Below are 18,455 nucleotides of genomic sequence, written 5' to 3'. Positions count from 1 at the left end.
CCCGGGCCGGGCAACCTCCACCTCGACCGCGCACCGCATCGGGTCGGTGGGCGGCACGACACCCGAGGACCACCGATGAGCGAGCTCCAGGTCGAGATCCCGCAGCTGCGAGCGTTCGGCGGTCACTTCCACACCTTCGGGATCAGCAACGTCGGTGCCACCGGCCAGGCCACCCGGGTCGAGGCGGGGCAGACCGCCGACATGGACGGGCTGCTCGACGTGATCGCCCCGGCGATCCACGCGACCGCAACGGCGTTCGGCAACCACTACGACGACCTCGCCCGGGTGGTCGCCGGCACCGGCACGGCGCTGACCCGCACGGCCGACGACTACTCCCGCGTCGACCACACCGTCGCCGAGGCGATGGACCGCAATGCGGTCGCGGTCGGCAGCCAGCACGACGCGCCGCTCGGCTCGGGGGAGGCCTGGTCCGAGCACCACGTCTACGCCAGCTGCCACGGCATCGAGTCCGACCCGGCCGCGAAGATCCGGCACGGGATGGACGCCGACGTCCGCGCCATCGACTGGGTCTTCCACAAGTTCACCGGCCACCACATCACCGAGCCGATCGACAAGATCGTCGGCAACTGGACCACGCTGACCGCACGGGGCGAGTCCTGGGCCGACGTCTCGCGGATGCTCACCGCGCACGCAGACGACGTGCTCCTCAACACCGCCAACGTCGACGGCGTCTGGGACGGCGTCGCCGCGACCAGCTTCCACGAGTACGGCGTACGCCTGGGCAACGGCCTGCACGGCGAGGCCGAGATCCCGCTGGCCATCCAGTACGCCCTGGGACAGCTGGCCGACACGTGGGAGTCGCTCTACAAGCAGTGCGTCGACCTGCTCCAGAGCGTGGTCCACGACGTCGAGATCGGCGCGGTCGCCCTGGCCGCCGGTTGGTGGTGCGGGGTGGGCGAGGCGGTGGCCGCCAAGAAGTGCGAGGAGGCGCTGGTCGCGTTCTACCGCGCCTACAAGATCGTGATGCTGGTCAAGCACGTGATCACCGCGGCCGACCTGGCCGTCAAGGGCTTCGAGAAGCTGGTGGACCTCTACCACCTGGCCACCCACATCCCCGAGGCGATCTCCGCCGAGGTGGCCAAGCTCGAGGACCTGATCGGCGAGCTCGGCTCGATCCCGACCCGGCTCGACCACCTGTCGCACCTCGGTGACACGCCGACCGGCCCTTACGGAGGCCCCGGTGCACCGGGCATCGCCTGAGATCGACGCGGTGCTCGCCCCGCTGCGCGAGGAGACCGACCGGGTCGACCGCGAGCTGGCCGACAACCGCGCCTTCCTCGACGAGCGCCGGCGCCGCGGGCTCGACGCCGAGACGCGGGCGCTGCTCCACCGCGCCGCCGAGAGCCCGACCGCGCCGGAGTCGCTGCGGCGGCTGGCCCGGGAGGTCGGCGCCGGCCGGCTCAGCTGGGACGACGTCTTCGCCCGTCGGGCCGGTGCCGACGGCGAGGCGTTCCTCGCGGACGCCTTCGGTGCGGCGCGGGAGCACTTCGCCGACGCCGACCTGGCACCCGTATCGGTGCCGGACGAGGCCCTGGCCGTGGGTGTCGACCCCGAGGCGGTCGCCGCCGATCTGCAGCTCACCCTGGCCGTCGCCCGGATCGAGCACGACGCGATCTACCAGCAGACCCTCGACGGGCCACCCTTCGACGAGCCGGCGCCGTGAACGGCCACGACGTCGTGCGAGCCCGCGAGGAGATCCGGCCGCGTGTCGCGCCGTTCCTCGAACCCGGCGAGAGCCTGGACGTCGTCATCCCCGCGTCGTCCCGCCTGGGTCGGGCGGTGAAGGCCGCGGCGGCGACGGTCTGGCCGTTCTTCTCCGAGAAGGACCGCTTCCTGCTCGTCGCGACCGACCGGCGCTGGCTGGTGCTGGAGTCGGCGAAGGAGCAGTACCTCGGCAGCCTGCACCAGCGGGCGGTCTTCGGGCGCGACATCGAGGTCGACACCTCGTGGTTCACCCGCTTCGACGGCTTCGACCAGCCGTACGCGATCGACCCGGCCTACGAGCTGTGGGCGGTCGCGGCCAACGACGCCGCCGCCGCCCGCGCCGCCGGAGAGCCCTGGGACCTCACGTCGGTCGCCGACGATCTCACCGCCGCCCACAACGACCCCGCCGCCGAGCGGCTCGGGGAGCTGGCGATGCGGGCCGGGCGGTTCATCCCCGGGCGCCCCCGCAGCCGGTCCGGTTCCCGTCCGGGTCGCGGCCGGTGACCTTCCCGACGCCGTTGCCGTGGGTCTCCGGCGCCCCGTGACCCGGGAGGGCCTCAGCGAGCTGACGCGGGGGCGTGGCGGACCGGGCGGGCGTAGCGGGTGGGCAGCGACGCGGTGGCCCGCAGGTGGATGTTCTGGAGCAGGCCGACCGCGAGCAGGCCCGCGAACATCGACGAGCCGCCGTACGACACGAAGGGCAGGGGTACGCCGGTCACCGGCATGATCCCCAGGCACATCCCGATGTTCTGGAACGCCTGGAATCCGAACCAGCAGGCGATGCCGGCCGCGGCGACCCGGCCGAAGACGTCGGTGGACAGCGAGGAGATCGCCAGGGCCCGCCAGATCACGATCGCCAGCAGCGCGATCAGGAGCCCGGCGCCGACCAGGCCGAGCTCCTCACCGGCGACGGTGAACACGAAGTCGGTGTGCTGCTCGGGCACGAAACCGGCCTGGGTCTGTGAGCCGTGGAAGAGCCCCTGCCCGAGGAGCCCACCGTTGCCGACCGCGATCCGGGCCTGCTCGGTGTTGTACCCGGCGCCGCGCGGATCGAGGTTCGGGTTGGTGAAGGCCAGGAAGCGGTCGACCTGGTAGGGCTTGAGCAGGTGACCGGCGAAGGCGCCCACGGCAGCGGCCGCGCCCGCGGCGGCTAGCAGCGCCAGCCAGCGCCGCGGGGCGCCGGCCACGGCCAGGACCCCGAACACGGTGGCCGAGAGCACCAGCAGGGTGCCCAGGTCGGGCTGGAGCATGATCAGCGCCGCCGGGACCGACGCGATCACCAGCATCGCGACCACCTCGACCGCGCCGACCCTGGCTCGGCGACCCTCGGCCCGCTCGGCCACCAGCAGCGCCATCCCGATCACCACCGCCAGCTTCGCGAACTCCGACGGCTGGATGGACATGCCACCGACGTCGATCCACGAGCGAGACCCGTTGATGGTCGTCCCGGACGTGAGCACCAGCACCAGCCCGCCGATCGAGGCGAGGTAGACCAGCGGTGCCACGATCCGCACCCACCGGTGGTCGGTCGCCATCACCACGACCATCAGGACCAGCCCGATGCAGACGTTGACCAGCTGCTTCTTCAGGTACGCCGACGAGTCGCCGCCGGTGAGATCGGTGCGGTGGTAGGTGGCCGACCACACCAGCAGCGTGCCGAGCACGAGCAGCCCGACCACGGCGAGCATCAGCAGCCGGTCGATGCCGGGGGTGCGCAGGTGACCGTTCACTGCGAGCTCCTCGCGTGGCCGCCGAGCGGGCGAGGCGGCAGGATCGAGCCGTCGGGCAGGAAGGACGGCAGCGTCGTCGGAGCGACGACCCCGGGGATGTCGGCGCGGCGCCGGTCCACGGCGGTGCCGTGCACGCCGTACAACGACTCCCAGATCTTGCGCACGAACGGCCCGGAGGAGCCCGAGCCGGTGCCGGCCTGACTGACCATCATCAGCACCACGTAGTTCTTGTCGTACGACGCCACCCACGACGTGGACTGCTTGCCGTAGACCTCCGCCGAGCCGGTCTTGGAGCGGATGTGGATCTTGTCGAGCGGGAAGCCGATCATCTTCCAGGCCATCGTGCCGACCTTGGCGGTGCCGAGCAGCGCGTTGTTGTCGTAGGCGATCGCGTGCGCGGGGTCCGTCACGTGGCCCTGCACCTGGGGCCGGATCCGCTTGATCACCCGCCCGCCGGGGCTCACGATCGCCTTGCCGATCCGCGGCTCGTAGAGGGTGCCGCCGTTGGACAGCGCGGCGTAGGCGCGGGCCAGCTGGAGCGGGGTGACCAGGGTGTCGCCCTGACCGATCGCGAAGTTCACCGCGTCACCGGCGCGGTAGTAGCTGCCCTCGAGGCAGAACTCGTGCGCGAAGAGGCGGAGGTAGGCGCTGGTCCCGGGCGGGTTGTTGCGGTCGATCTTGCAGTAGTAGCCCTTCATCGCCTTCCAGTAGGCGAGCTTCCAGTGCCGGTCGGCGATCCGGCCGGCGGACTCCCCCGGCACGTCAATGCCGGTGGGCCTCCCGAAGCCGAAGGCCTTCGCCTCGGCGACCAGCGGGTCACGGGCGTTCAGGTTGGTGGGGTCGGAGCCGAACTTCTGCCAGAAGTGGTAGCCGACGCGGTAGAAGAAGGTGTCGCAGGAGTACTGGAGGGCCTTGGCGAAGTCGATGTAGCCCAGCGACTCGGACTCGTAGTTGTGGAAGAGCCGGCTGCCGACCTGGAAGCCCGACGAGCAGTCGAGCCGGGTGCTCGGCCGGTAGCCGTTGTTGAGCGCCCCGACGGTCATGAACGGCTTCCATGTCGACCCGGGGGCGAACTGGCCCTGGAGCGCCCGGGCGAGGAGGGGGTCACCGGACTTCGGGGAGTAGAGCCGGGCCAGCTGCTTGCTGGAGATGCCACCGACCCATTCGGACGGGTCGTACGTCGGCTGGCTGGCCATCGCCACGATCCGGCCGGTGCGCGCCTGCATCACGATCGCGGCACCGGAGTCGGCGCGGTAGTTGCGATGGGTCACCGGGTCGTAGGTCGCCCGGGCGGTGCGGATCGCCTGGGCCAGCGCGTGCTCGGCGACGCCCTGGACCTTGGCGTCGATCGAGGTGACCAGGGTGTCGCCGGGGTGACCGGCCACCGTGCCGTCCGAGCCGAGCACCCGGCCCATGGAGTCGACGGCCACCCGCTGGTAGCCGGGGCGGCCCCGCAGCCAGCGGTCGTACTCCTGCTCGACGCCGGCCCGGCCGACGGTGCTGGCGGCGTTGAGCGAGGGGTCCTGCTGCTGCCGGGCGTGCTGGAGCTCGCCGGCGGTGATCGGGCTGAGGTAGCCGACGACGTCGGCCAGGTTCACGCCGTACGGCTGGGGATAGGCACGCACGCTCTGCTGCTGGGCGACGACCGCGGGATAGTCCTCGGGCTGCTCGAGGATCCGCAGCGCGACCGACTGGCGGACGTCGGCGGCGACCGGCACCGGCTGGTACGGCGAGCCGTTCCAGCAGCGGCCGCGCACACTGCCCGGATCTCCGCAGGTGACCAGGGCCTCACGCACCCGATGCACCGGTGTCGCGACCGCCGTGGCCAGGCGGTCCAGCACCACCGTGCGGTCGTGCGAGCTCAGCTTCGCGAGGAGGTTGCGGTCCACCGACACCGACCACGACATCCGGTTGGCGACCAGCGGCCGGCCCTGGTCGTCGACGATCAACCCGCGCTGGGGCTGGACCACGACCTCGCGCAGGGACTGGGAGGCCGCCTGGGCGTGGTAGGCCTCGCCGGAGACCACCTGGAGGTAGTAGAGCCGCGCGAACAGGGTGGCGAACAGCGAGAAGACGAGCACCCGGACGACGACCAGGCGCAGGCGCGACCGCTCACTGGTGGTCCGGGGCGAGGTTGGCTTCGTCATCGGTGTCGTCGGAGTCATCAGGCTCTCGCGGGCTCCAGCCGAGTGAGCAGCCGCATCACTGCGGGCAGCACCAAGGGCGTCAGCAGCACGTCCCACAGCAGCGCGACCAGGATCACCCGGACGAGGTCACCGGAGCCGGCGACCGCGTCGCCCAGGATCACGCCCGACAGGGCATAGACCGAGGTGCCGATGAACGACGACGCCGCGACGGTGGCGACCACGGTGGTCGCCGACGAGCGAGTGTCCTGGCGCATCAGCCCGGCGACGTACCCCACGACGACCAGGGCGAGCGCCCACCGCCCGGCCACGTGGTCGGCCGGCGGCGCCAGGTCGAGCGCGAGGCCCGCGAAGAAGCCGAGTGTGGCCGCGAAGCCCGGGCCGCGCACCAGCGCCGCCGCGACCACCACGAGCAGGCAGAAGTTGGGGACGATCCCGTCCCAGGCCAGATGCGGGAAGACCGCCACCTGGAGAACGAGCGCGACCAGCACCAGCGCCGCGGCCACGGCGACCCTCAGCGCTTTCACTGCAGCGACCCGTCGGCCTCGATGATGCCCCGGTCGCTGTGCGTGCCGGAGGGTACGACGACACCGACCAGGTCGAGCGCGGCGAAGTCGACGAACGGCTTGATCACCGCCCGCTGGGTGCTCTCCCGCAGGCTGGCGTACACGGTGGTGACCCGGCCGATCGGCACGCCCGAGACGTAGGGCGCCCCGTCGTGGCTGCCCCAGGTGACGATCGTGTCGCCCTGGGCCGGCGCCTGGGTGGCGTCGACCAGCTGGAGGTCCAGTGAGCCGTGGTCGCCGAGGCCACCCTCGCCGTGCAGGAAGCCGACCTTCATGCTCGCCCCGACCCGGCCCCCGACCACCGACTCGGTGTCGACGATCAGCAGCACGGTGGCCGTGGTCGCGGTCACCCGGAGCACCCGGCCGACCAGCCCGTCGGCGTTCAGCACCGTCTGGTCGGGGGTGACCCCGGCCTTGGAACCGGCGTCGATGGTCACCGTGCGTGAGAACGACTGTGCCGGGCCGTAGGCCACGACGTGCGCCGGCACCAGCGCCTGACCGAGGGTCCCGGCGGCCGAGGTCAGGCCTTGGTACTCGGCCAGCTGGTTGCGGGCGTACTGCGTGGTCGCGGCCTGGGAGCGCAGCCGGGCGTTGGCGGCCTGGAGCGTCGCGATGTCGTTCTGCATGGACTTGCGCGAGTGCAGCCAGCCGCCGAGGTCGGTGACCGGCCGGATCGCCGCCGACGTCGCCGACTCCACGGGGCCGAACAACGACCCCATCGCCGAGCGCGCCGGCTCCAGGGGAGAACCGGAGCCGGGGTGGTGGTCGAGGGTCATCAGGGTCAGGCAGGCGAGCACCAGCGCGACCATCCGGGAGCGCAGCCGGGCGCGGTCGGAGCGCGTGTCGAACGAGTCGGGGCCGGGGCGGAGCGGTCGGTAGCCCCGCAGCAGGCGCGAGGTACGGGGACTCGACGTCCGGGTAGGGAGCCGCATCAGTACCGCCGACGCTCCGAGACCAGCACCTGCTGGAGGCCTTCGAACTCCTCCACGCACTTGCCTGCGCCCATCGCCACGCTCGAGAGCGGGTCCTCGGCGACGTGCACCGGCATCCCGGTCTCGTGCCGCAGCCGCTCGTCGAGGCCGCGCAGCAGAGCGCCGCCGCCGGTGAGCACGATGCCGCGGTCCATGATGTCGCCGGCCAGCTCGGGGGGCGTCGAGTCGAGGGTGGAGCGGACAGCGTCGATGATCGCGTGCAACGGCTCCTCGAGGGCCTTGCGGACCTCGGCGCTGGAGACGACCACCGACCGGGGCAGGCCGCTGATCATGTCGCGGCCGCGGATCTCGGCCTCCGGCTCGTCGGAGGTCGGGAACGCCGAGCCCAGGGTCATCTTGACCTCCTCGGCGGTCCGCTCGCCGAGCATCAGGCTGTACTCCTTCTTCATCCACGCCACGATCGCGGCGTCGAGGTCGTCGCCGGCGGTGCGGATGGACATGCTGGTGACCACGCCTCCCAGCGAGATCACCGCGACCTCGGTGGTGCCGCCGCCGACGTCGACGACCATGTTCCCGGCGGCCTGGTGCACTGGAAGCCCGGCGCCGATCGCGGCCGCCATCGGCTCCTCGATGATGTAGACCTTCCGCGCTCCGGCCTGGTAGCCGGCCTCCTTGACGGCCCGCTGCTCGACGGCCGTGATCCCGCTCGGGACGCAGATCACCATCCGGGGCTTGGCGAAGTAGCGGCGCCGGTGCACCTGCTGGATGAAGTAGCGCAGCATCTGCTCGGTCGCCTCGAAGTCGGCGATCACGCCGTCCTTCATCGGCCGGATGGCGCTGATGTTGTCGGGGGTGCGGCCGATCATCCGCTTGGCCTCGTGACCCACCGCGAGGATCTCTCCCGTGGTCTGGTTGAGCGCCACCACACTCGGCTCGTCGAGCAGGATCCCGCGGCCGCGGACGTAGACCAGAGTGTTGGCGGTCCCGAGATCGACCGCCATGTCACGGCCGATGAAGCTGTTCGCCATGCGCTCGCCTCGCAGGATTCGCGTCGTACGTGGGGAAGAGGGCGCCGCACCTGCGCCCCCGTAGGTGCGGCGCAGCGCACGCCGACCCAGTGGCAGGTTAGGTTCGCGCCCGGCCCCGGCTCTGGTGCCACGCCGCGTGACCTGCGGTTTTGTGCACTGCCGGACCGCTTACGGCGGGGGACGAGCCAGTTCACCCCTGCTCAGGCGCGGCGTCCTGGTCTCCCCCGCCGGTTGGTCGAACGTTCGACCAACCCGTCAGCGGACTGACCAGGCGTCCATGCCCGCTGATGGCGGTACGTGGGTGCGGCGGAGTGACACCGTCGTACCGCCGTGATGCGATGCACCAGGTGCGCATCCCGATCCGGTGACTCAGGGCGGTGGCAGGTCCTACAGTTCCGGAAGGTTCGGAGAAGGGGACACCGATGTCGGGTCGACGCGGACGGGTCGCACTGGCCCTGCTCTCGATGGTGGCGGCGCAGTCCTTGGCATCGGTCGCGGCGGCACCGGGCGCCGGGGCATCCGGTGCCGCGCAGACCCGAGCCCCACGCTGCACCATCACCGGGACCCCACATCACGACCGCCTGGTCGGAACCACGCACCGCGACGTCATCTGCGGCCTCGGCGGCGACGACGTGCTGATCGGCCGTGGCGGGGACGACGTCCTGATCGGTGGCGCCGGCGACGACCGCCTCCGTGGCGGAGGCGGGAGCGATGCGCTCCAGGGTGGCCGGGGGCGCGACCACCTCGCGGGTTCGGGGGGTGACGACCAGATCACGGCAGGCGACGGTGCCGACACCGCGCGGGGTGGCAACGGGCGTGACAGCCTCGCCGGCCAGCAGGGCGATGACGACCTGACCGGGGGGGCTCCAGGCCGACCACATCGACGGTGGGGCCGGCACGAACTGGTGCATCGTCGACCCGCAGGACACCTCCGAGAACTGCGTGTACGACCAGGCGCCCGCCCTGGCCGACCAGGTGACCTACTCGGTGGACTCCGTCGACGTGAGCGCCGCCGCCCAGACCGTTACCGTGCGGATCCACGTCACCGACGACACAGGCGTGAGCATGGTGTCCTTCCGGCCCGACCTGAGCGTGCCGTGGATGCCGAGGAGCACCGGCGCGCACCTGGTCAGCGGAGACATCCGCGACGGCTGGTGGGAGGGCTCCCTGACGTTCCGACAGACCAGCCGACCGGGGACCTACATCCCGATCGTGCAGACCTACGACCGGGTCGGCCGCAGCAACTCGCAGACCTTCTGGGACTTCTCCCTCCCGGTCGTCGACGCGAACCCGGACCAGTCACTTCCCCAGGTCACCCTGCAGAAGCCGACCCAGGCGGGCAGCTACGACGTCCGGGACGGCTCCGTGTCGGTCCCGGTCCAGGCCCGGATCACTGATGTCGGCACCGGGGTCGACCCCGACTCGCTGCGCGTCGACCTGTGGTCGCCCGACCCGAACGGCGTACGCAGGGTGGCGTACGGCGGTCAGCTCACCCTCACCTCCGGCGACCTGAGCGACGGCACCTGGGACGGGACGATCAAGCTCCCCCAGGGGGTCACCGGCGGCGTGTGGACCCTCCAGGTCGTCGTGGCGGACAAGGCGAGCCGAGGCTCCGACTTCGCCGCGGAGTACTGGGGCCCGGCGATGTTCGGTGGACCGGCGATGTGGTCCTACCGGGAGAACCATCCGTTCCCGGACGGCCTGGGCTCGGTGGCGGTCGTCGGCAGCGCCGCGGACGTCGACCCGCCTGCCGTGTCGGGCGTGACCGTGGCGCCCGGCAGTGTCAGCACTCTGTCGGGTCCCGCCCAGGTCACGATCACCGCGCACATCACCGACAGCGGCGGCTCGGGGGTGATGGTGGCCGGCACGATGCTGCGGACCGCGGACTTCTCCTCCGCCTTCCTCTTCGGCGGACTGACCCTCACCAGCGGTACCGACCAGGACGGGGTCTGGACCGGCACCGTCGACCTGCCGCAGGGCACTCCTCCCGGCACCTACTACGTGGCCGTGAACGCCTACGACAACGCCAACAACGGCCGACAGTACATCAGCTCCAGCTACCCGAGCGGGATCTTCCCCAAGCTGGACACGGACCCGACGGTGACCGTGACGAACGACGCCGGCTGACCCACCGTCGACCCGGTGCGGTCAGCGGACCCGGACGACGAACGACGTCGACCCCCGCAGGTTGCCGGGGGACTTCGCGATCCGGGCGACCAGCTGCAGCCGTCCACGGAACGTCGCCTTCGCGGTGATGGTGAAGGTGCCGGTCCGACTCACCCTCGCCGCACCGAGCCGGTGGTCACCGTGCCACAGGGTGACCCACTGGCCCGGCTTCCTCGGCAGCGTCGATCCCGTCACCACGACCTGGGAGCCGAGCGCGACGTGCGTGGGCGCCTGGACCCGGAGTGTGGTGTGCACCCTGACCCTCAGCGCCGGGGAGACACTCCCGTCCGTGGTCGCGTTGGTGACGTAGCGCCAGCGGTAGGTCGTCTGTCGCAGCGGCGTCGCGCGGTCGGGCCTGGTCAGCAGTGCGAACGCGTCCGGCGCCGGGATCGTCGCCGGAACCCCGGCGACCTTGCGCCACACCGTGGATCCGAACCGTCGGCTCTCGAGGACCAGCCGCGGGCTGGGGTCGACGAAGTCGTGGAAGGAGGACACCGAACCGGTGAGCCTCGGCGACCGTCCGGCCGTCACTGTGTGGTGAGCCGCGGTGATCGCGGTCTTGGTGTACTCACCCTCGAAGTCGTAGGTCAGCACGTCTCCGGTGGTGCCCATCTGAGCATCGTCGAAGTGGAACGGCGCGGTGTTGCAGCCGAAGCCGATCCCGACGTAGCCGGCCGCGTCGTGGCCGGTGATCTGGGTGGCCAGCAGCTGGCTGATCGAGCCCGTGAACGTCGCCGACGTACCGGTCTGGTGCCAGGAGTACGACGTGCTGCCGGCTCCCTGGACCGTCTGCCAGGACCCTCCGGGGACGGTCAGGGACGCCAGGCCGAACCAGTCGCCCACGTTGGCGAACGCGGCACCGTCGACGGCCCCGGTGTCGCCGTACACCTGCACCTGGTCGGCCGCGAGGCTCGCCATCGAGTCGGCCCGACGGAACAACCCGACCGCGCCGGCCGTGGTCGGGTGGTAGCCCCAGGTCCGCTTGCCCAGCGGGACCGGGGCCGGCCCCCGGTTGATGACGCGGCCGGGGAGCGTGTCGGACAGCTCGCCGGCGTGCGCCGCGTCGCACGGCGACGAGACGATGCCGTTCGTCGGTTGGGTGCCCATCGGCGGCACGAAGGCGTCGTAGGAGCGGATCACGCGCGTCGCGTCCACCGCGCTGGACGGGACGCCTTGCAGACCGAGCAGTCCGACGGAGACGACGCCGAGGACGAGCATCCGTGCGATCTTCATGAGCCGAGCCTTTCCCGAGTGTCAGGTCGGCGGGACCCTACACCGGCCGAGCCGTCAGCCGAACCAGATCGCGATCTCGCGCTCGGCGGACTCGGGGGCGTCGGAACCGTGCACGATGTTCTGCTGGACGGCCTCGCCCCAGTCGCGCCCGAGGTCTCCGCGGATCGTGCCCGGGGCGGCCTTGGTCGGGTCGGTGGCACCGGCCAACGACCGGAAGCCCTCGACCACCCGCTCCCCCTCGACCACCATCGCGGCCACCGGACCGGACATCATGAACTCGACCAGCGGCTCGTAGAACGGCTTGCCGTGGTGCTCGGCGTAGTGCTCGGCGAGCAGGTCGTGGCCGGCGGTCCGCAGCTCGAGCCGGACCAGGCGGTAGCCCTTGGCCTCGATCCTCCGGATCACCTCGCCGGTGAGGCCGCGGCGTACGCCGTCGGGCTTGACGAGGACAAGGGTGCGCTCCATGGGCGAAACCCTAGCGAGCGCTCCACTGGGCCACGCGGCGGCGCACGTCGTCGGGCACCTCGGCCGCCACGGGCAGGTCGGCGGCGGGCTCGATCTCCCCGGCGGCGAGACGCAGGGGCACCAGCCCGGCCCAGGTCCCGGAGGCGACGTCCTCGGGCTCGTCCGACGGCGGACCGGTGCGCGCCTTCACCGATGCCTCAGCCAGGGGTACGGCGAGCACGACGGTGGCGGCAAGCTCCTTGCGGGTGTTGGCGCGCAGGGTGGCCGACCGGCCGGGGATCACCTGGTCCACGATCAGGGCCAGCGCGTGGTCGCGCTCGGCGTCGTCCTCGACGCGGCGGGCGACCCCCATCACCACCGCGGAGCGGTAGTTCAGGGAGTGGCTGAACGACGCCCGGGCCACCACCGCCGCGTCGACCAGGGTGAACGTCGCGCACACGGGGGTCGTCGGCGCCTGCGCCAGCCAGGGCGCGGCGACCGAGCCGTGCAGGTAGAGCGTGCCGCCGTCGTCCGGACCGCCCGGGTCGACGGCGAAGACCGCCGGCAGCACCACGGGCTGGCCGTCTCGGACGATCCCCACGTGGCATACCAGCGACTCGGCGAGCACCGCGAAGAGGTCGGCGCGGTCCTCGCTGCCCCGCTCCCGGTGCCGGGTCAGGGTGGTGCGGGCGGTCGGGGAGAGCGATCCGGTCATGGAGCTAGTCTGACCGGGAAGTGGCCTGTCCGCCCGGGCCACTCGACACCCAGTTCGACAGGACACTTCGATGAGCCGCTCGCTCGCCGTACCGCTCGTGATCGACCGCTCCGCGGCCGCGCCGCTCGGCAGCCAGGTCGCCGGCCAGATCCGCGACGCCCTCGTGGGTGGTGTGCTCCCGGTCGGCGCCCGGCTGCCCAGCACCCGAGCCCTGGCCGGCGACCTCGGCGTCTCCCGGTCGGTGACCGAGCAGGCCTTCGACCAGCTCGCCGCCGAGGGCTGGCTGGAGACCCGGCGCGGCTCGGGCACCTTCGTCGCCGCGGGAGCGACGACGCCCTTGCGGCACCGGCCGTCGCCGACGCCGCGGCCCGAGACCGGACTGCTGCGCCTCGACACCGGAACGCCCTGGATCGACCCTCGGCACCGCGCGGCCTGGCGTCGCGCCTGGCGCGACGTCTCCGCGGCCACCCCTCCCCCGGCGTACGACGACCCGGCCGGCGTGCGCGCGCTCCGGATCGAGCTGGCCGCCCATCTGGCCCGGACCCGCGGCCTGGTCTGCGAGCCCGACGAGATCCTGGTGACCAGCGGCACCATCGGTGGCCTCGGCCAGGTGCTGGCGGCCCTCCCGCCCGGCCCCGTCGGCCACGAGGATCCCGGCTACCGGGCCGCGGCCGAGGCGATCCGGGCCTCCGGCCGCGATCTCCGGGACCTCCCGGCGACCGAGCCGATCACCGACCTCACCGGCGCCGTCGGTGTCTACGTGACGCCCGCCCATCAGCACCCGCTCGGTCCGGTGATGCCGGGCTCGGCCCGGCTCTCGCTGCTGGCGGCGGCCCACGCCGCCGGCGCGGTCGTGATCGAGGACGACTACGACTCGGAGTTCCGCTACGACGTGGCCCCGGTACCCGCGCTGGCTGCGCTGGACCGCGACCGGGTCGCCTATCTCGGGACGACGAGCAAGACCGTGGCACCGAGCATGCGGCTCGGCTGGCTGGTGGCACCGCCGGGACTTCACCGGGCGATCCTGGAGCGCCGCGAGGTCACCCACGACGTGCCGCCCTGGCCGGTCCAGCGCGCGTTCGTCTCGCTGCTCCGCGACGGTTACGTCGACCAGGTGGTGCGCTCGGCACGCCGGACCTACGCCGCCCGGGCCCAGCGGGTGACCGAGGCGGTGCGGCCGCTGGCGACGCCGATCCTGCCGGTGGCCGGGATGTACGCGACGATCCCGCTGCCGCAGGCCCGGGCCCGGCGGGTACGGGCCTCGGCACGGGAGGCGGGCTTCGAGATCCCGATGCTGCAGGACTACTGCCGCACGGCGCAGCTGTCCGGGGTGATCATCGGCTTCGGCGGCTGCACCGACGCCGAGCTGGACCGGGCCCTGGCCGCCGTGGTCCGCGGCCTCGGCTGAGGCCGACGGGTCAGGAGCGCTCGGCCTCGAACGCGGCGTACGCCGCTGCCCGCTCGCGCTCGATCCGGCGGCCCAGGAAGTACGCCGTACCCCACAGCAGGGCGAAGATCACGCCGAGCACGAACATCATCGGCACCACGAAGCCGAGCCCGATCGCAGCGACCTGGATCGCCCAGCCCGCGGCGTAGGCGATCTCGGAGCGCAGCAGCCCGGCCAGGAGCAGGCACGCCACACACAGGCCGAGGCCCACCCAGCAGGCGGTCCGCCACGGGACGTTCGCCAGGTTGATCATCACCGGCGTGGTCAGGGCGAGGGCGACCCCCTCGAGCGCCAGGATCGCCGCACACATGCCGCGCTTCGGCGAGCGCTCCGCCGGCCCGCTCACGACCCGCTCCCCCGCCGTCGCAGCAGGGCCCGGGCCTCGCCCACCGTGATCACCGAGCCGGTGACCAGCACGGCCCCGGAGCCGATCGAGGAGCCCGACCCCTCACCGGCCTCGGCCAGGCCGGTCGCCCGGTCGATCGCGTCGGCCAGCCGCGGCTCGACGCTCACTCGGTCGGGGCCGAACACCTCGCGGGCCACCACGGCCAGCTGCTCGGCCGGCAGCGCGCGCTCGGTGGAGTTCTGGGTGCAGACGATGTGGGCGAGGTGCGGCTCGAGCGCCCCCAGGACGCCCTCGTGGTCCTTGTCGGCCATCACCCCGACCACCCCGATCAGCGGGTCGAAGGCGAAGGAGTCCTCGAGCGCGTCTGCCGCTGCGGCGGCACCGTGCGGGTTGTGGGCGGCGTCGAGCAGGATCATCGGGCTGCGCCGGATGATCTCCAGGCGCCCCGGTGACGTCGCCCGCGCGAACGCCTCGCGGACCAGGTCCTCGCCGAGCGGCTCGGTGCCGACGAACGCCTCGACCGCGGCCAGCGCCGTGGCGGCGTTCTGGGCCTGGTGGGCGCCGTACAACGGCAGGAAGACGTCGTCGTACCTCCGGCGCAGGCCCTGCAGCGAGAGCATCTGGCCACCGACGGCGGGCACCCGCGACGCGACGCCGAACTCCAGGCCCTCGCGGACCACGGTCGCGCCGACCTCGACGCATCGCGCCAGCAGCACCTCCGCGGCGTCTACGGTCTGCTCGGCGAGCACCGCGACCGACCCGGGCTTGATGATCCCGGACTTCTCGACCGCGATCTCGCCCGGCGTCGTGCCGAGGTACGACGCGTGGTCGACGCCGATCGGGGTCACCACGGCCACCGCGGCGTCGGCGACGTTGGTGGCGTCCCAGGTGCCGCCCATCCCCACCTCGACCACCGCGACGTCGACCGGGGCGTCCGCGAACGCGGCGTACGCCATGCCGACCACGGTCTCGAAGAAGCTGAGCGGCAGGGGCTCGGAGCCGTCGACGAGGTGGGTGTAGGGAGCGATCTCGTTGAACGCCTGCACGAACTCCTCGTCGGTCAGCGGCTCGCCGTCGACGCAGATCCGCTCGTTGAGGCGTTCGAGATGGGGACTGGTGAAGCGTCCGGTGCGCAGGTCGAGCGCCCGCAGCAGGGTGTCGATCATCCGGCTCGTCGAGGTCTTGCCGTTGGTGCCGGTCAGGTGGATCACCGGGTAGTTGCGCTGCGGGTCGCCGAGCAGCTCGGTGAACGCACGGATCCGGTCCAGCGACGGCTCGAGCTTGGTCTCGGGCCAGCGGGAGAGCAGGGCGTCCTCGACCTCGGCGAACGTCTGCGCGAGGCGGGGCTGGTCGATCGGGGCGTCGGTCATGTCGGCTCTGAGTCTAGGGACGCTCACTCGACCCGCAGATTCGCCATGTCGACCACCCGGCGGTAGCCGAGGGCCTCGTAGATCTTGTTCGACGTCGGGTTGGCCTGGTCGGTGAACAGGCAGGCCTGCTCGCCGCTGTCGCGCAGCAGCTTCGAGACCTGGGCCACCGCGGTGCTGGCGATGCCTCGTCCGCGGTGCTCGCGTGGGGTGAAGACCGGCCCGATCCGGGAGACGCCGTACGACGGCTGGCTGGCGGCGGTGACGTGGACAGGCTCCCCCGAGGTGTCCTCCCAGACGAAGATCCGGCCGCCCTCGATGCGTCGCGTCATGGCCTCGCGGTCGAGCGACTCGTGCGGGCTCTCCCCCGGCGCGCGCCCCGCCTGCTCGTCGGCGTCGGCCATGAACGCGTCGTACCAGGAGAGGACCAGGTCGAGCTCGTCGAGGTTGGCCGGCCGGAGCCGTCCCTCGACCGGCTCGGGCTCGACCAGGTCGCCGAGCTCGAACAGGCGGGTGTGCTGCCCGACCCGGACGGTGCCGCCGCTGTGTGCCGCCATCTCCTCGCAGAAGACCTGCACCGCGGGCAGCGCGCCGTTCGCTGCGGTCATCGGCTCGTCGCGCTCGACCAGCGTGCGAGCCAGCAGGCGCGCCGCCTCCTCGGGCATCGGCAGCAGGAAGGCCGGATAGCTGCCGAACGGCGCGGTCCGCATCGCCGCGCCCACGATGTCCTCACCGTCGCCGACCACCGCGAACCAGCGGGGAACGCCCTCGGGCCACGCGATCCCCTCCGCGGCCTCGGCCGCGATCCGGTTCGCCACCCCGGAGACCACCGTGCTCACCACGGGCTGCTCGGCGAGGTGGTCGGCGGCGACGTCGAGGAACAGGACCGGGTCGTCGAAGAAGCGCAGCTCCATGCGGCGACGCTACCGTCGGCGCATGCCGGTCCGCGTCAGACATCTCGGCCTGGCCGCCGTCGTGGCGGCCCTGATGCTCGGCCCACTCCTGGCCGCCCAGGGCCGGACCGTCGCGCCACTCGCTCCCGGGCGGTCCTCCGGCCCACGCCTCGTCGTCGACGTCGCCGCCCACCGGCACCGGATCTCGCCGGACATCTACGGCGCGAACGGCGCCGGCCGGTCGTTCGCACGGCGTACCCACCTGCCGGTCGACCGGTGGGGCGGCAACTCCGCCGAGACCTACAACTGGAAGATCCGGGGCAGCAACCACGGCAACGACTGGTACTTCGAGAACTTCCCCGACTGCTGGACGCCTGCCTTCGGCTACTGCGCGACAGGTCACGGCTACAGCGCGGTCGACGCGCAGATCCGCCAGGACCGCGCGAGCGGCACACAGACCCTGCTCACCCTGCCGCTGGACGGCCGCGTCGCGAACGCCGTCACCTACGACAACTCCAACCCCTGCAGCTTCCCGGCCGCGCGCTACGACCCGCAGGACGACCACGACCCCTACCACCCCGCCTGCGGCAACGGCCGCCACAACGGCGCCTTCGTCGCCGGCCCGGACGCCTCCATCGCCGGCACCCGCGCGGGCGCGGCCTTCGACGGCGCCTGGGTCTCGCACCTCGTCCGGCGGTACGGCGCAGCCCGCCGCGGCGGGGTCGGCATCTACGAGCTCGGCAACGAGCCGGGGCTGTGGGACCAGACCCACCACGACTTCCACCCGAAGCCGGTCGGCTACGACGAGCTCTGGGCGAGGTCGGTGGCAGCCGCCACGGCGGTCAAGGCGGCGGACCCGACCGCGGCCGTGCTCGGCCCGGCCGAGTGGGGCTGGCCCAACTACTTCTGTTCGAGTGTCGACCTGCGCGCGCTGGGCAGCTGCGACGCCTCCTCCCCCGACCGCGCCGCTCACGGTGGGGCCGCACTCTCGTCGTGGTACCTCCGGAGGTTCGCGGCGGCCCAGGCCCGCACCGGCACCCGGCTGCTGGACTACTTCGACCTGCACTACTACCCCCAGGGCAGCTATCAGCCGGCCACCGACGTCACCCGCTCCCTGTGGGACCCGCACTTCCGCGACCCGTCCTGGATCGACCACACGATCCGGCTGCTCCCGCGGATGCGGGCCTGGGTGCACCACGACTACCCGGGCACGAGGCTTTCCCTCAGCGAGTACAACCTCGGCCTCGGTGTCAGCTCCAGCCGCCGCGTGCAGACCGTGATCGAGGCCGACACCCTCGGCATCTTCGGGGAGCAAGGGCTCTCGCTGGCGACCTACTGGCCGGAGGCGTCCGCGCCGGTCCCGGGCTCGGCGTTCGCAATGTTCCGCAACTACGACGGGCGGCACCACACCTTCGGCGACGTGAGCGTGCGGGCCGCCAGCAGCGGCCGCGGACGACTCTCGGTGTACGCCGCACAGCACGGTGGGCACGGCGCCGTCACGGTCATTGTGGTCAACAAGACCAGCAGCGCACTGAGCAGCCCGCTGTCGCTGCGGCACTTCCGCGCCCGGGCCCACGCCACGACGTACACCTATGCCGGCCACGGCATCCAGCGGCAGCCCGACACCCGGGTCGGAGCGGACGGCTTCACGCGCACCTACCCCGCGCAGTCGGTCACCCTGGTCGCCCTCGCCCCCCGCTGAGCCGGGAGGGTCTCGGC

Annotated in this window: 17 protein-coding genes and 1 pseudogene; 7 read left to right on the top strand and 11 right to left on the bottom strand. The window is 72.3% G+C overall.

Features of this window, described 5'->3' with window-relative positions; genetic code table 11:
* Positions 1–75: 75 nt before the first annotated feature.
* From E3N83_RS00955 to E3N83_RS00945, 3 genes are read left to right on the top strand one after another with little or no spacing between them, the layout of a single operon-like run.
* Positions 76–1,221: a hypothetical protein gene (locus E3N83_RS00955; RefSeq protein ID WP_151081562.1), complete on the top strand. Its 1,146-nt coding sequence runs from the start codon at positions 76–78 to the stop codon at positions 1,219–1,221.
* Positions 1,202–1,684 carry a hypothetical protein gene (locus tag E3N83_RS00950; protein WP_151081561.1) on the top strand — a complete coding sequence of 161 codons (483 nt, stop codon included), beginning with the start codon at positions 1,202–1,204 and terminating at the stop codon, positions 1,682–1,684. Before E3N83_RS00955 ends, E3N83_RS00950 begins: the two co-directional genes overlap by 20 nt.
* Positions 1,681–2,229, top strand: coding sequence for a hypothetical protein (locus E3N83_RS00945; RefSeq protein ID WP_151081560.1), 549 nt, complete (start codon positions 1,681–1,683; stop codon positions 2,227–2,229). Before E3N83_RS00950 ends, E3N83_RS00945 begins: the two co-directional genes overlap by 4 nt.
* A gap of 53 nt (positions 2,230–2,282) precedes the next feature.
* On the opposite strand, the gene rodA is transcribed toward E3N83_RS00945, so the two are convergent.
* The 5 genes from rodA to E3N83_RS00920 are packed head-to-tail and all read right to left on the bottom strand — an operon-like array spanning position 2,283 to position 8,125.
* Positions 2,283–3,455: a rod shape-determining protein RodA gene (rodA, locus tag E3N83_RS00940; RefSeq protein ID WP_238343002.1), complete on the bottom strand. Its 1,173-nt coding sequence runs from the start codon at positions 3,453–3,455 to the stop codon at positions 2,283–2,285.
* Positions 3,452–5,602: a penicillin-binding protein 2 gene (mrdA, locus tag E3N83_RS00935; RefSeq protein ID WP_151081559.1), complete on the bottom strand. Its 2,151-nt coding sequence runs from the start codon at positions 5,600–5,602 to the stop codon at positions 3,452–3,454. Before mrdA ends, rodA begins: the two co-directional genes overlap by 4 nt.
* Positions 5,603–5,619: 17 nt before the next feature.
* On the bottom strand, positions 5,620–6,126 hold the full coding sequence (mreD, locus tag E3N83_RS00930) for a rod shape-determining protein MreD (protein ID WP_151081558.1): 507 nt from the start codon (positions 6,124–6,126) through the stop codon (positions 5,620–5,622).
* Positions 6,123–7,097, bottom strand: a complete 975-nt coding sequence (gene mreC, locus E3N83_RS00925; protein ID WP_151081557.1) for a rod shape-determining protein MreC — start codon at positions 7,095–7,097, stop codon at positions 6,123–6,125. The genes mreD and mreC overlap by 4 nt, the downstream gene beginning before the upstream one ends.
* A complete protein-coding gene (locus E3N83_RS00920) occupies positions 7,097–8,125 on the bottom strand; it encodes a rod shape-determining protein (RefSeq protein ID WP_151081556.1) in 1,029 nt (342 codons plus the stop codon). The genes mreC and E3N83_RS00920 overlap by 1 nt, the downstream gene beginning before the upstream one ends.
* A gap of 422 nt (positions 8,126–8,547) precedes the next feature.
* Here E3N83_RS00920 and E3N83_RS20320 point away from each other — a divergent pair.
* Both E3N83_RS20320 and E3N83_RS19685 read left to right on the top strand, forming a co-directional pair.
* Positions 8,548–8,979, top strand: a pseudogene (locus E3N83_RS20320) (calcium-binding protein); the annotation flags it as partial.
* An 88-nt stretch (positions 8,980–9,067) separates the two neighbouring features.
* Positions 9,068–10,252 (top strand): DUF7743 domain-containing protein, encoded by a 1,185-nt coding sequence (locus E3N83_RS19685; protein WP_202879289.1) that lies wholly within the window; start codon positions 9,068–9,070, stop codon positions 10,250–10,252.
* A 21-nt stretch (positions 10,253–10,273) separates the two neighbouring features.
* Here E3N83_RS19685 and E3N83_RS00910 read toward each other — a convergent pair whose 3' ends face one another.
* The 3 genes from E3N83_RS00910 to E3N83_RS00900 are packed head-to-tail and all read right to left on the bottom strand — an operon-like array spanning position 10,274 to position 12,683.
* Entirely contained in the window at positions 10,274–11,524 is a 1,251-nt protein-coding gene (locus E3N83_RS00910; RefSeq protein WP_151081554.1) for a hypothetical protein, read from the bottom strand.
* 54 nt (positions 11,525–11,578) lie between these two features.
* Complete coding sequence (ndk, locus tag E3N83_RS00905; RefSeq protein ID WP_151081553.1) at positions 11,579–11,989, bottom strand: nucleoside-diphosphate kinase; 411 nt, start codon at positions 11,987–11,989, stop codon at positions 11,579–11,581.
* Positions 11,990–11,999: 10 nt separating this feature from the next.
* Complete coding sequence (locus E3N83_RS00900) at positions 12,000–12,683, bottom strand: pyridoxamine 5'-phosphate oxidase family protein (protein ID WP_151081552.1); 684 nt, start codon at positions 12,681–12,683, stop codon at positions 12,000–12,002.
* Positions 12,684–12,753: 70 nt separating this feature from the next.
* On the opposite strand from E3N83_RS00900, the gene pdxR reads away from it, so the two are divergent.
* Positions 12,754–14,091, top strand: coding sequence for a MocR-like pyridoxine biosynthesis transcription factor PdxR (gene pdxR / locus E3N83_RS00895; RefSeq protein WP_151081551.1), 1,338 nt, complete (start codon positions 12,754–12,756; stop codon positions 14,089–14,091).
* Positions 14,092–14,101: 10 nt separating this feature from the next.
* Here pdxR and E3N83_RS00890 read toward each other — a convergent pair whose 3' ends face one another.
* The 3 genes from E3N83_RS00890 to E3N83_RS00880 are packed head-to-tail and all read right to left on the bottom strand — an operon-like array spanning position 14,102 to position 16,757.
* Complete coding sequence (locus E3N83_RS00890) at positions 14,102–14,476, bottom strand: DUF4233 domain-containing protein (protein WP_151081550.1); 375 nt, start codon at positions 14,474–14,476, stop codon at positions 14,102–14,104.
* Positions 14,473–15,846 carry a bifunctional folylpolyglutamate synthase/dihydrofolate synthase gene (locus E3N83_RS00885; RefSeq protein ID WP_151081549.1) on the bottom strand — a complete coding sequence of 458 codons (1,374 nt, stop codon included), beginning with the start codon at positions 15,844–15,846 and terminating at the stop codon, positions 14,473–14,475. The genes E3N83_RS00890 and E3N83_RS00885 overlap by 4 nt, the downstream gene beginning before the upstream one ends.
* 23 nt (positions 15,847–15,869) lie before the next feature.
* On the bottom strand, positions 15,870–16,757 hold the full coding sequence (locus tag E3N83_RS00880) for a GNAT family N-acetyltransferase (protein ID WP_151081548.1): 888 nt from the start codon (positions 16,755–16,757) through the stop codon (positions 15,870–15,872).
* A gap of 22 nt (positions 16,758–16,779) precedes the next feature.
* Here E3N83_RS00880 and E3N83_RS00875 point away from each other — a divergent pair, with 22 nt between their 5' ends.
* On the top strand, positions 16,780–18,438 hold the full coding sequence (locus E3N83_RS00875; RefSeq protein WP_191907896.1) for a glycoside hydrolase family 44 protein: 1,659 nt from the start codon (positions 16,780–16,782) through the stop codon (positions 18,436–18,438).
* The last annotated feature ends 17 nt before the right edge of the window (positions 18,439–18,455 follow it).

This window comes from Nocardioides cynanchi (genome assembly GCF_008761635.1).
Lineage (GTDB): Bacteria > Actinomycetota > Actinomycetes > Propionibacteriales > Nocardioidaceae > Nocardioides > Nocardioides cynanchi.
Note: the sequence above shows the minus strand (reverse complement) of the source record. Positions and strands in the feature narration are given on the sequence as shown.

Excerpts from the sequence above, each read along its gene's own strand:
- E3N83_RS00955 (WP_151081562.1), top strand. The coding sequence starts at position 76 with ATGAGCGAGCTCCAGGTCGAGATCCCGCAGCTGCGAGCGTTCGGCGGT.
- mrdA (WP_151081559.1), bottom strand. The coding sequence starts at position 5,602 with ATGACGAAGCCAACCTCGCCCCGGACCACCAGTGAGCGGTCGCGCCTG.
- mreC (WP_151081557.1), bottom strand. The coding sequence starts at position 7,097 with ATGCGGCTCCCTACCCGGACGTCGAGTCCCCGTACCTCGCGCCTGCTG.
- E3N83_RS00920 (WP_151081556.1), bottom strand. The coding sequence starts at position 8,125 with ATGGCGAACAGCTTCATCGGCCGTGACATGGCGGTCGATCTCGGGACC.
- E3N83_RS00910 (WP_151081554.1), bottom strand. The coding sequence starts at position 11,524 with ATGAAGATCGCACGGATGCTCGTCCTCGGCGTCGTCTCCGTCGGACTG.
- ndk (WP_151081553.1), bottom strand. The coding sequence starts at position 11,989 with ATGGAGCGCACCCTTGTCCTCGTCAAGCCCGACGGCGTACGCCGCGGC.
- E3N83_RS00900 (WP_151081552.1), bottom strand. The coding sequence starts at position 12,683 with ATGACCGGATCGCTCTCCCCGACCGCCCGCACCACCCTGACCCGGCAC.
- pdxR (WP_151081551.1), top strand. The coding sequence starts at position 12,754 with ATGAGCCGCTCGCTCGCCGTACCGCTCGTGATCGACCGCTCCGCGGCC.
- E3N83_RS00885 (WP_151081549.1), bottom strand. The coding sequence starts at position 15,846 with ATGACCGACGCCCCGATCGACCAGCCCCGCCTCGCGCAGACGTTCGCC.
- E3N83_RS00880 (WP_151081548.1), bottom strand. The coding sequence starts at position 16,757 with ATGGAGCTGCGCTTCTTCGACGACCCGGTCCTGTTCCTCGACGTCGCC.
- E3N83_RS00875 (WP_191907896.1), top strand. The coding sequence starts at position 16,780 with ATGCCGGTCCGCGTCAGACATCTCGGCCTGGCCGCCGTCGTGGCGGCC.